This is a genomic window from Pantoea sp. Ap-967, assembly GCF_011752565.1.
In the GTDB taxonomy this organism is placed as follows: domain Bacteria; phylum Pseudomonadota; class Gammaproteobacteria; order Pseudomonadales; family Pseudomonadaceae; genus Aquipseudomonas.
The window spans coordinates 1-12,407 of record NZ_VWXK01000004.1; the positions used below are offsets into that span (position 1 = coordinate 1).

Sequence of the window (12,407 nt, forward strand, 5' to 3'; positions counted from 1 at the left end):
GAATGGGAGCCATTGGAAAGTCATCCGCATATTACTGTTCAGACTATGGTTTGGACGAGGCAGTGACCTCACCCCTAAAAGGGTTGCAGCTAGGCCATCGCAATGTGACTTCCCTGGACGCTTACGGTGGGTCGCTCTCACTGACGAATCGCCAACTGGATAGCCAAGCCCGCAAACAAATTAGCCTTGAGCTAGGGCATGGACGAATCGATGTGGTAGCGGCCTACATAGGAGGCGTACGTGGCTAAGTCATTTGACATGTCAATCTTCCTTGAAGGGGTTCTAAGCGGCGCTCCGGCCACTCGTAATAGGCATATCAGGCAGGCAATAGCTATCCAAGCAGCGATTTACGATCGATGGGGGAGAGAAAATCCGTGGAATTGGAAGCGAAAGCATGTCGTGTGGATCTTGGCTCATCACTTAACGCGTCACTCAGCGCCTACCCGCTATTACTACCTACTAACGATACGCTTGATTGAACAACGCATGGAGAGGACTTGGCTGACTTGAAATAGAAAGTGATGTGAAGCCCCCGCTCTTCGACGGCCTGCTCAATGCACAGGACCACCAGGTAGCCCAAAAGCTCGAAGCTGATAGTCTGTGACAGACTGGAACATTGACTCTGCGATCTGCCTCAATCGCTCCACCTCCACGACAGGTGCTCCAGCATCCTTGGCTTCCTGCCAGCGACGCATGGCTTCTACAGCGTCACTGTACGCGGGATGATCTGGATACAGGATTACAGGTGGATTAGGCATTTAGCATCATGCTCCTTAGTGGAACGGTTCCGACAGCCCGCCAGCTTTAAAAAGCTGGTAGTCCACGACTGTCTGAAAAAGCGAATCAGCCATAAGGCGCAATTTATCAACTTCATCCTCAGGAGCTCCACGCTCGACGGCTTTGCGATGAGCTCTGATTGCTCCTAACGCCTGCTGCAGAAGCGGTTCGCCAGCTAACGCCATGCCTTCTATGGTTCGTTTCATGTCCCGCACCCACCTTAATCGTCAAGATCCTAAGTACACACCAAGACCTTCCAACTATCAAAGGCGATATCAAGCCTCAGTGCAAGGCCACTAGGCGTCTTGGGATAGCTGCCCGTAACTGCTTGACGTACCTACCACCTACCATCTCAACCCTCATGACTTGATGGGTGCGAGCTAGGCCCAAGGCATGCATCAATCAGCTCAGCAGTGTCAAGCAAGCGCTGCCTCAAGGCAGGTAGCAGGACTCCCGCAACCATGGATTTCCTTTGCGCCAACTCAAGCACGGTATGAAGGACCCTATCAGAGTGCCTCATGATCTCTATCAAATGCAGCCCGCTAGGGCCATTGTTACCAGCCAGCCAATTTTTTGCAGTTCTCTCACTCGCACTAGTCCAGTTTCGCAGCGTTTTGATAGCACGATGCGATGCTCCGAGCTCATCCAAAAGCGCGGATGCTAAAGCGTGAGCATAGACATCTGTGCTAAGAGGAAATGAAATGCCCATTTTCGCGATCATTTTTCCACCTCCACTTCCTAAATTTGTTATTCGATGATTGCAGAAAGGCATACCGAAAGCCTGCCATTTCTGTACCGGTGCGGCAGAAACCACCAGATAGGTCCGCCAATGCGACAAGTCACATCGTTTAGCGCAGAAGCTAATAAAAAGGCGGCAGCTTATGTCCGGATGTCGACGGAGCATCAGCAATATTCTACAGAAAACCAATTGGACACCATCAAAATTTATGCGCAGACACATAATCTTAACATTGTGAAAATTTACACGGACTCCGGGAAAAGTGGACTTAGCCTTGAAGGACGCGAAGCGCTTCAGCACTTGCTATCGGACGTAGAATTTAACAATAATGATTTTTCGACTGTTCTCGTTTATGACGTAAGCCGATGGGGGCGTTTTCAAGACCCCGATGTCAGTGCAAGCTATGAAGTACGCTGCCGGCAGGCCGGAGTGCGAGTAGAGTACTGCGCGGAACAATTTGTCAATGATGGCTCTCCTGTATCCAGCATAATAAAAAGCGTTAAGCGAATGATGGCTGGAGAATACAGCCGAGAGCTGTCTGTAAAAGTATTTGCCGGACAGTCTCGTTTAATTCAACTAGGTTACCGGCAAGGTGGCACTGCAGGATATGGCTTGCGTCGGCAATTGATAGACCAAACAGGAAAACCCAAAGCAACTCTAAGTCACAAGGAGTACAAAAGCCTTCAAACTGACAGGGTAGTTCTTGCTCCCGGCCCGGCCCCTGAGCAAGAAATAATTCTAGAAATATACAACTCATTCATAAAAAAAGCGCTAACAGAAAAAGAAATTGCCGATAAACTAAACAAACGCGGCATACTTACCGACTTAAATAGGCCTTGGACACGCGGAGTAGTTCATCAAATACTAGTCAACGAAAAATACATAGGGAACAATGTATGGAACCATACATCAGCAAAGCTTAAAATGCCGCGTACGGCAAACCCTACGAATGAATGGATCAGGGCAGACGCCGCATTTCCAGCGATAGTTGATCACTCCCTGTTCATTGCTGCCCAAGCTATCATCCAAGCTCGCGCACGGCTTTGGTCCAATGAGGAAATGCTCTCAAGCTTAAAGGAGTTATTTCAACAAAGAGGTTGCCTATCAGGTCTTATTATAGATGAACAGGAAGACCTTCCCTCAAGTAGCTGCTATAGAAAACGCTTCGGAAGCCTTGTTGATAGTTACCGACTAATCGGGTACGAACCAGCAAGAGATTATGGATACATAGAGGCCAATCGACATCTACGCGAACGATTCCCTGCAATCCTTTCTGATACCCTACAACAAATTGAGGCTGTAGGTGGTCGAATTTCCGTAGATCCAAATACACAACTGATACTGGTGAACGAGGAGTTTACTGTTTCCGTTGTGCTCTGTCGCTGCCAACAGGTAGCTACCGGGCGCAGGCGATGGCAGGTGCGCTTTGACTTTAGTCTCTTCCCTGACATTACCGTTGCTGTCCGCATGCTACCCGGCGAAACAGAAATTCTAGATTACTACCTTTTCCCAATGATTGATTTGGTTGCCCCTAATCTTAGACTTGGCGACTCGAATCCGCGCGAACTGGAACTATATCGTTTTGAAAGTCTGGAAATCTTGTCCACGCTAAGCAAACGATTCAGCTTGTTGAGCGCGGCATAATGAACGCCCCTCAAGAGACGCCATTGACGCTGCACGTCGCACGAGCCTCAGCGATTGAAAAAATCCCCGTTGAGTCAATAAGAATTATAAACCCACGACAACGAAACAAGAAGGTTTTTGCAAGACTGGTAGAGAACATTGCGAATTTAGGCTTAAAAAGACCAATAACTGTAGTTCGAACCGAATCAGGCTATGACCTTGTGTGCGGCCAGGGGCGATTCGAGGCTTTCAAAGTGCTCGGAGAACGAAACATACCTTGCATCATCATAACAGCCAGCGAAGCTGACAGGTATTTGATCAGTCTAGTTGAGAATTTAGCCAGAAGAAAGCATTCAAATCGCGACCTCTTGGCCGCAATAAGCTCACTACATGAACGAGGTTACTCCACCAAGCAAATCTCACAAAAAACCTGTCTAGACCCTCACTACATCGGCGGAATTCTAATTCTATTACGACAGGGAGAAGAACGGCTAATTAGCGCGGTGGAAAAAGGCTGGCTACCAATCAAGATTGCTATAACAGTTGCACGCTCTGACGACACTGTAATTCAGGCCGCAATGCTTGAGGCCTACGAAAATGGCCTTTTAAAAGGCGAGCAACTAATGAAAGTCCGTCGTTTGATTGACAATCGACGCGCCACCGGAAAATGTTTCAACCATCAGAAAAGACCCGAAAAAATAACTACTTCCCGCCAACTCTTAAATGCTTATCAGTCGGAGGTTCGCCGGCAAAGACTCATGGTAAAAAAAGCTGACATCGGCGAGCAACGCCTGCTGTTTGTAGTCACTGCACTGAGAAAGCTCCTCTCAGACGAATATTTCTGCTCTTTACTGAAAAGTGAAGGGATTGAAGACATGCCACAAGTCTTAGCAGTACGAGTTAAGGGGGAAGCATGAGCGATGTAAAAAATGCGTTCGATAGCAGATTAATAACTGTTTCCATATCCCAGTTGCTACCATCTAGAATGGTGCAAGCAAACGCTCTTAGCACTTCCAAATACCTCTCAATCCTGGCATCCATTCGAGAACTTGGAATTATTGAACCGCTCGCTGTTCACCATGAGCCAGTAAGCTCAAACGGACAACCACCAAAATATTTAATTCTTGATGGCCACCTACGACTATCTGCATTAAAGCAACTTGGAGCAGAACACGCACTTTGCTTACTCTCAACAGACGATGAAGGTTTCACATACAATAGGCAGATAAATAGACTGACGCCAATCCAAGAAAGCAAGATGATCATCCAGGCAATCGAGAGAGGAGTGTCAGCCGAAAGAATTGCCGAAGTCCTCAATGTAAACATTGATCGTATTAGACTGCGTCAAAATCTTTTAAAAGGCATAGCACCCGAAGTAATAGATCTACTGAAAACGCGAATGGTTGGGCAACCCGTGTTCCAAATACTGCGAAAAATGAAGCCGATGCGCCAAATTGAGGTCGCCGAGATGATGATTTCGGCAAATTGCTATACGGGCCGTTATGCACAAATGGTGTTAACTGCTACTAGGCCTGAGGATTTAACGGATTCTAAAAACTCAACTGAAGGAGTATCCGCCGAAAATATTCTAAAAATGGAGAGGGAAATGGAGAGGCTGTATCACGACTACCGATTGGTTGAAGATACATTGGGCGAAACCATGCTAGTGCTGGTTGTAGCCAAAGGTTACTTGTCGAGACTCCTGCGCAACGAAGCAATATCTGCTTACCTACAGCGCTTCGAACCTGATTTAGAGCGTGAGCTGGTAGGCATAATGGATGTTGTAACGGCTGACGCTAGAAGCTTGGAACGTGAGTAATCAGAGCAAAATCTGAGAAACTCAAATCTCTTATAACAAACCGCTATTTTTTTCTGACTAATCAAATATAAGCCATGTCAACCATGGTTCCGTTTGTCGGAAGATCTGCCATACAGTGCCAAGAAAAATCATTAAACGCCAAAAAAATCAAAAAGCATGCCAAACGTTAAATTATCCGTACACATTTTTATATACCTCAAAAATATCTCAATTAATTCAAATAGATAATTTAAACCATGAGTTCCCCTCGGGGCACCATCTGCTGTACATAGACGTCCAACGACGGCTAAGCAACACCCCTAAAGCCCGCTAACTGCGGGCTTTTTGGTTTCTGGGATTCCGTCCCCGCCTCTTGCCCGTCAATCGCTCCGCGAGTACCTGCCGAGACGAGCGCTCGCCTCAGCAGGCCAGGAGGCTTTACCAGGAATATTTCACACTGGTCAGCAACGTACGCCGCATGCCCGGGTAGCACTCGTAGGAGTCGTCACAGGTGGCGACGTACTTTGTGTCCAGCAGGTTCTGCGCGTTCACCGAGAGGGTCACGTTGTTGTTCAGCGGGTAGCTGGCACCAGCATCGAACAGCGTGTAGTTGTCGATGTGGTAGGTGTTGGCGTTGTCGCCATACAGCACGCCGGTGTAACGCGCGCCGGCACCCAGGCTCAGGCCGTTGAGCGGGCTGTCGTGGAAGGTGTAGTTGAGCCAGGCCGAGGCCATGTGCTTGGGCACGTTGGCCGGACGCTTGCCCTCGTCGCCGTTGTTGCTCTTGGTGATTTCGGCGTGGGTGTAGGTGTACGAGGCCAGCAGGTCCCAGTTCTGGTCCAGGCGCGCCTTGATTTCCGCCTCGATACCCCGCGACTGCTGCTCGCCGGAGGCCACCGAGAAGCCCGTCGTCACGCCGTTCACGATCTCGTTCGTGGTGACGTTGGTCTTGGTCAGGTCGTAGGCCGCCAAGGTCATCAGGATCGCATCGCTTGGCTGGTACTTCACGCCGACTTCCCATTGATGGGCCTTGCTCGGCTCGAAGGCGCTGCCGCTTCGGTCGGTGCCGGTGTTGGGGTTGAACGACTCGGCGTAGCTGACGTAAGGCGCCAGGCCAAAGTCAGTCAGGTAGGTCAGGCCCAGTCGGCCGGTGAAGGCGTTGTCCTTTTGATTGGTCGACGCGCCGACGTGATTGTCGAGATCGTTGCGCACGTAGTCGTAACGGCCGCCCGCGGTGAGAATCCAGTGATCATCAAACTTGATCTGGTCCTGCAGATAACCGCCGACCTGCTGGATGGTCTGGTTGTAGTCGATCGAACTCAGGCTGTTGGCCGCCGAAGGGCGGGCGATGCTCATGCCGTACTGCGGGTTGTAGATGTTCAGCGTCGGCGCCCGGGTGCGCCAGCGGGTGACGTCGGCATCCTGCCAGGTGTAGTCCACGCCCATCAGCAGCTTGTGGGTCAGCGGCCCGGTGCTGAAGTCGGCCTGCAACTGGTTGTCCAGGTTGAAGGTGTCCATGTGCTGATCGAAGCGGTCGGCGATGCGGGTGACGTTGCCGGTGTCGAGGTTGACGGCGGCGGGCAAAAGGTTCTGGAAAATCAGGTCGACCTGGCCGTAGCGTGCGTTCTGGCGAAACTCCCACGTGTCGTTGAAGCGGTGGCGGAACTCGTAGCCCAGGGTGTACTGGTCCTGATCGAAATGGTTGAAGCTGTGGTCGCCCATCAGGATGTTGGTGGTGTGGCCGCTCGGCGTGCTGTAGGCAAACAGCGAGCCGCCGTTGTGGTCACGCAAGAAGTCCGTGAGGATCGTCAGGCTGGTGTCTTCGTCCGGCGACCAGGTCAGTGACGGCGCGATGTACAGGCGGTTGTCCTGCAGCTCGTGGCCGTCCGCATAGTCCACTTGGGTGTCGGCATCGCGAGCCAGGCCCACCACGCGATACAGCAGGCTCTGGTCGTCGCTCAACGCGCCGCCCACATCGAACTGCCCCTGCAGACGGTTGTGGTTCCCGCCACTCAATTGCACTTCATTGACGTGATCGGCCTCAGGCTTTTTGCTGACCCGGTTGACGATGCCACCCGCATCACCCTGGCCGAACAAGGTCGACGAAGGGCCACGCACCACGTCAATTCGATCGAACGCGTAAGGCTCGCTGCGGAAGAACGCGTAGCTGTTGTTCTGCTGACGCAGGCCGTTGAGGTAGTCGCTGCTGGCCTGGCCGTTGAAGCCGCGCAGGTACAGCCAGTCGAAGCCTTTGGGGTCCAGGCCGTAGGCTTCGACCTTCACGCCTGGCACGTAGCGCAGTGCATCGGTCACGGTCTGCGCGCCCTGGGCCTGCATCTGCTGGCGGGTAATCACGGAAATCGACTGGGGCGTCTCGATGATCGGCGTGTCGGTCTTGCTGCCCGAGCTGCTGCGGGTGGCGACGTAGCCCTCGGCAGGCCCCGCCGCCGACTCGACGGTTTTCCCCGACACACTGGTTGGGCTCAGCTGCACTGCAGCATCTGCCAGCGGCACCAGCGAGTAGCTACCGTTGCCCAGCAATACCGCTTGCAGCTTGCTGCCGGCCAGCAACTGACGCAGGCCTGCGTCTACCGCATAACGGCCATGCAGCCCTGGCGAGCGCTGGCCTTGTGCAGCCTGTGGGTCGTAGGAAATGTTCACCCCCGACACCGCAGAAAACTGCTCCAACGCTGCACCCACCGAACCTGCAGGAATGTCGAAGCGCATGTCGGCAGCAGCCTGGGCCCAGGCAGATGGTGCGAGGGTCAGCACCACCACGGGCGCGCCCAGCGCGATGCTCATGACCCCATGGCGCACTGCGCGCCTCAAGCTGTCAGGTCTGTTGATGGTTGGCTTGCGTGCAGACATACGTTTTCCCTTCGCCCCTTGGCAGTCAGTGATGGCGTCAAATCGCGCCTCTGTTACCAAGTCGCACGAGAATTCAAATCGACAACACCCACGCCAAAAATATTTTGCGATGCCCCCTCACACGGGCTCCACGCGGGTCCAGTACGGGGTGAAATGGCGAATGCGTACCGGCAAGGTCGAAGACAGGTTGTCCAGCAAGGCATCGATATCGGCCAAGTGGAAAGCGCCGGAAATGCGCAGGTTCGCCACCGCCTGCGCACAGCCGAGATAGCCTGGCCGGTAGCGCTGCAACTCGCCGATCATGTCTTGAAGGCGCCAGTCGTCGACCACCAGCATGCCGCGGGTCCACGCATCGACCTGCTGATTGGCCGGTTGCAGCGCACCCACTTCGCGCTGGCCAAACAGCACCTGCTGCCCCGCTTCCACCCGCACCGCCGAGAGCTGGTTCGCCGGGCGCACTTCGACCGCATGTTGCAGCACGCAGACCCTCGTCTGGTCATCGCCACTGCACACCACAAAGCGCGTGCCCAGCGCCCGAATGCTGCCCTGCGGCGTGTGCACGACAAAGGGCCGCGCCTGCGCATCGCGCGCGGTTTCCACAAGGATTTCCCCACGCAGCAACTGCAGTTCGCGAAGCGTTGGGCTGTAGCGAATGTTCACCGCCGTGGCCGTGTTCAAGTGCAACTGGCTGCCATCGTCCAGCTGCAAGCGCCGGTGTTCGCCCTTGGCGGTGTGCGCATCGGCCATCAGCGATGGCAGTGGCGTCATGCGCCACGACACCGCGCCGGTTCCACCTGCCGCCACCAGCACCGAGAGCACCTTCAGCACCTCGCGCCGCTTGACCCGCGCGCTGCGCAACATCGGTCGCGCAAGGCCAGGGTCGACCCGCTCGAAGCGCTCCTGCAAACGCGCAAGCCGGTCCCATGCCTGACGATGGCAAGGGTCGGCATTGAGCCAATGCCGGTGGGCCTCGTGAGTGGACTCGTCCGACTCATCGCAGCGCAACTCCACGTACCAGCGCGCCGCCGCCTCAAGGGTCGCGTGATCCAGCGCCATGCCCTACGCCTCGGCCGCCAGCAGGCAATGGGTCAGCGCCCGCACCGCGTGTTTCTTGACCGTATTGACCGAGACATTCAACTGCTTACCGATCTCCACGTAACTCAAGCCATCGAGCTGCGCCAACAGAAAAATCTCTCGCGTGCGCGCCCCGAGCCCGTCGAGCATACGGTCGATTTCCAGCAGCGTTTCGATGATCATAAGACGCGCTTCCGGCGAAACGTCCAGCGCCTCGGGCCGCGCTGCCAACGTCTCCAGATAGGCCTGTTCCAAGGCCCGACGCCGAAACCTGTCGATCATCAGGCTGCGCGCCACACTGCTCAGATACGCCCGCGGCTCCCGCAATTCCGGTGCCTTGCGCTGCAGCAACACGCGAATGAACGTGTCCTGCGCCAGATCCTGCGCATGATCAAAACACCCCAACCGCTTGCGCAGCCAGGCGCACAACCAGGGGTGGTGTTCGGCGTACAGGGACTGAACGGCCTGATGCTGCAAGGGGTCAACGGAGGGCATTGCTCAATACCTGAGACGGTGGCATATGAAAATGAATCTCACTTTCATAACAATACGGAAATTTGTTAAGCCAGGGAAGAATGCTGGCCTTGTAACCTGCCCTCATTTCGTCGCCAAAGGGGCTGCGGAGGTTCACCGTGACATCGTCTGCGCCTATCAGATCGAGCGCCGCCCGCGCGGCGCATCGCGAGCTGCGCTCGCTCCTACGTCTATTTCGGGCCAGTTATTCCTGTGAGGCTTGCGCGCGACGGCTTTGGCGCATGACGCGATATTGCGTCGCACCAACAAGACGGTCGCGCGACTGGCACAGGCGTTACTGGCCCGAAACAAACGTAGGAGCGAGCGCAGCTCGCGAAGCGCCGCGCGGGCGGCGCTCGATCTCATAGGCGCTGAAAAATTCACGGCGAACACTTCCGAACACCGCGCTAAACCCCAGGTATGGATCCTCCACAATGGGTCGACTGCAGCCTAATTGTGCCTGTTATTAATCCGCCCAAACCCCAGGCATCAACGGTCGCCAGGCCGACCTGCATCAATCCACGCCTTCACCTGCTTCATGCTCAACCGATAGCGAGCGCAGTTATGCAACGCCAGGAGCTTCAGTTCACTGCGCAACAACGGCTCAAACTGCTCCTTTTCTTCTGCTGACAGATCCAGCCCGCCCACCACCTGCCGCACCGTCAGACGCTCGCGCACCACCGCATTGATCGCCTCGTTCAACCACTCCCGATAGTGAAGACGAACAGGGTCAGGCACCCCCATGGCTTCGATCATCACGCCATACTTACTGATGGAGCGGCGATAAACCCAAACGAACAGATCAGCCGCCATGGCCATGTCCCGCTGCTCGTAAACACCCATCATGGCCAGGGCGTAGTCCTGCGGGTCGACATCCAGGAACGACAGCGGCGAGCAGTTGTAGAGCATCAGCGGGATGTTTGCTGCCAACCGGCTCGTGCGCTTGTTACCGTCTTCGAACGGTTGCAGGTATGCCAGGTTTATCCACAGGAAGAAGGCCGCTTCGATCGGATTCTTGATCTGCCTCGCCTTATCCAGCACCCGCTCGAACATTTCTTCCAGCAACGAAGGTAGCTGGGTTGGAAAATAGGTTGTACCGCTGATGTTGACGACAGTCTGGCGAATGCTGCCAAGCGCAGCCCCATCTGCCAGCAAGTCCTGCATCAGCAAGGCGTGCAGATTGCTGATCACTGCCGAGTTGAGGCCATATTCAGGTACCGCATCGACCATGAATTCGATTGCAGCCTTGTGATTGAGCAGCATGACCGCGTCCAGATCGCCGTCCGTGACACCACTTTTGAAGAGCCTTTCTGTATCGAGCAGGGAGTAACGGTTACCCTCCAAGCGCGACGATGACCAGGACAGGTCGATCAGCAGGGGTTTCAGCACCTTGCGGGCATAAGTGCCTGCTGGCTGCTGGCCGCGCATCTGCCCCTCGACTTCGAGTGCGGCAGCCTGGTTACGGGGCAGCCATGCGCTGTGATTCGGTTGGTAGTTATCTACCAATTCCCGCTGGTAGGTCACCACCTCGCGCATTGCCAAAGGCTGAAGCAGCGAGGCGCGCAGAGAGCGGCTTTGCGGTGACCAGGGGATCTCGGCGAAGCCATTTGATTGCGTAGTGGTGCCAGCAGACGGCGGAACAGCGACCTGTCGATAGCGTGTGGTACGGCCATCTTTCTCGCGCTCGACCTTGCCCGAATCCAGCAAGAGTTCCAGATGGCGCTTGACTGTCGACCAGCTCGCGTCGAGGCGTTCGGCCAATTCGCGAGAACTGAGGGCCTGACCACGGCGCAACTCGGTCAGAATCTTGTTGGGTAAAGTCATGGTATCTCCGGATCCAGCTCAATATAGCTCAATGCAGCTCAATGCAGCTCAATGCAGCTCAATGCAGCTCAATGCAGCTCAATAGAGCTCAACCCAGCCCAGTCATCCCAACAAGCGTTGGCGGAAAGCAGGCGATGAAGTGGATGGCACGGGCTTCGCCCGTGTTCGCGGGCAAGCTCGCTCCCACAGTTCAATTGCGCGAGCAGGACAGTTGCTCCCACATAGGAATCGCAACCTGCCATTTTTGACGCCAACTCCCCCGCCACCGCCCTCTGCTCCCATCCACGCATTCAATTGGCCTGCCCACCAATAGTGGCAATAAGCTGTCGCTCGTCAGGTATATACATAAAGTATTGCCAGAATGATGGCTCTTCGCCATATTTGCGCTCCCTTTCACACCACCGCTGCGTGAACCATGACTAAAACCGCGCCCTGGATGGCAGCAATGATGCTGCTCAGCGGGTGCAATGGAATGCCCACCGCAACTGAATCAAACCCTGCCTACGACCAGGCTTTCGTGGTCACCTCCGGTGCCCCCCTGCCGATGCTGCTGATGGCCAGCGCCATTCAGTGGAACGAAGACTACGCCGTCACCGCCAAGCACACCCCATTCCTGCGCAACGTGGTGCATGAAGGGCTGGGTGACGTGGTGTTCTTCAAGCACAAAGCCAGCAAGGTGCCACAGTGGCGCCAGTTCGTTCCGGGTGAGGCGGTGACGGCGGTGGGCTTCAACAGCTTCATGATGCCGATGCAGGGCAAGGGCCATACCCTGGCGTCCCTGGTGCGCCTCGATGGCACGCCGGGCAGCGTGTTCTATTCGGTGCACGATGGCCCGATCGTCAAGGGCATGTCCGGTGGGCCGTTGTTCGGCGAAGACGGCAAGGTGCTGGGCATCAACGTCGCCTACATCGCCAAGGACAGCATCGACGCCCGCAGCCGCCCGGACCTGGCCGGCACCCAGCGGGTCAGCGTGTTCATGTCGTACAGCGAAATCGACAAGGAATGGCGCCGCTTCCAGTACCTGGCGCACAAGGGCAAGGCCCATGGCAAGCCAGCTGCAATCAAGGGCTACGTGGCGGTGGCGAGCAAACCCTGACGGAAACGACAGGCTACGGCGCGGCGGGCGGGGCGGTGTGCTATCAATTAATCCACGCCATCACACCTGCCGGTTGCGCGGGTGCCGCCAACCCC

At 55.3% G+C, this 12,407-nt stretch carries 9 protein-coding genes; 4 read left to right on the forward strand and 5 right to left on the reverse strand.

Annotation, left to right across the window (positions count from 1 at the left end):
• Positions 1-773: 773 nt before the first annotated feature.
• Positions 774-983 (reverse strand): hypothetical protein, encoded by a 210-nt coding sequence (locus F3J45_RS05740; RefSeq protein WP_167058704.1) that lies wholly within the window; start codon positions 981-983, stop codon positions 774-776.
• A 623-nt stretch (positions 984-1,606) separates the two neighbouring features.
• On the opposite strand from F3J45_RS05740, the gene F3J45_RS05745 reads away from it, so the two are divergent.
• From F3J45_RS05745 to F3J45_RS05755, 3 genes are read left to right on the forward strand one after another with little or no spacing between them, the layout of a single operon-like run.
• Positions 1,607-3,160 (forward strand): recombinase family protein, encoded by a 1,554-nt coding sequence (locus F3J45_RS05745; protein ID WP_167058707.1) that lies wholly within the window; start codon positions 1,607-1,609, stop codon positions 3,158-3,160.
• Entirely contained in the window at positions 3,160-4,056 is an 897-nt protein-coding gene (locus F3J45_RS05750; protein ID WP_167058710.1) for a ParB/RepB/Spo0J family partition protein, read from the forward strand. Before F3J45_RS05745 ends, F3J45_RS05750 begins: the two co-directional genes overlap by 1 nt.
• Complete coding sequence (locus tag F3J45_RS05755) at positions 4,053-4,958, forward strand: plasmid partitioning protein RepB C-terminal domain-containing protein (RefSeq protein WP_167058713.1); 906 nt, start codon at positions 4,053-4,055, stop codon at positions 4,956-4,958. Before F3J45_RS05750 ends, F3J45_RS05755 begins: the two co-directional genes overlap by 4 nt.
• A 417-nt stretch (positions 4,959-5,375) precedes the next feature.
• Here F3J45_RS05755 and F3J45_RS05760 read toward each other — a convergent pair whose 3' ends face one another.
• From F3J45_RS05760 to F3J45_RS05775, 4 genes are all read right to left on the reverse strand, one after another.
• A complete protein-coding gene (locus F3J45_RS05760; protein ID WP_167058717.1) occupies positions 5,376-7,805 on the reverse strand; it encodes a TonB-dependent siderophore receptor in 2,430 nt (809 codons plus the stop codon).
• 117 nt (positions 7,806-7,922) lie between these two features.
• On the reverse strand, positions 7,923-8,861 hold the full coding sequence (locus tag F3J45_RS05765) for a FecR domain-containing protein (RefSeq protein WP_167058720.1): 939 nt from the start codon (positions 8,859-8,861) through the stop codon (positions 7,923-7,925).
• A 3-nt stretch (positions 8,862-8,864) separates the two neighbouring features.
• Positions 8,865-9,374, reverse strand: coding sequence for a sigma-70 family RNA polymerase sigma factor (locus F3J45_RS05770; protein WP_167058723.1), 510 nt, complete (start codon positions 9,372-9,374; stop codon positions 8,865-8,867).
• 507 nt (positions 9,375-9,881) lie between these two features.
• A complete protein-coding gene (locus F3J45_RS05775) occupies positions 9,882-11,216 on the reverse strand; it encodes a Fic family protein (protein WP_167058726.1) in 1,335 nt (444 codons plus the stop codon).
• Between the two features lie 472 nt (positions 11,217-11,688).
• Here F3J45_RS05775 and F3J45_RS05780 point away from each other — a divergent pair, with 472 nt between their 5' ends.
• Positions 11,689-12,312 carry a trypsin-like peptidase domain-containing protein gene (locus F3J45_RS05780; RefSeq protein WP_205300418.1) on the forward strand — a complete coding sequence of 208 codons (624 nt, stop codon included), beginning with the start codon at positions 11,689-11,691 and terminating at the stop codon, positions 12,310-12,312.
• Positions 12,313-12,407: the final 95 nt, after the last annotated feature.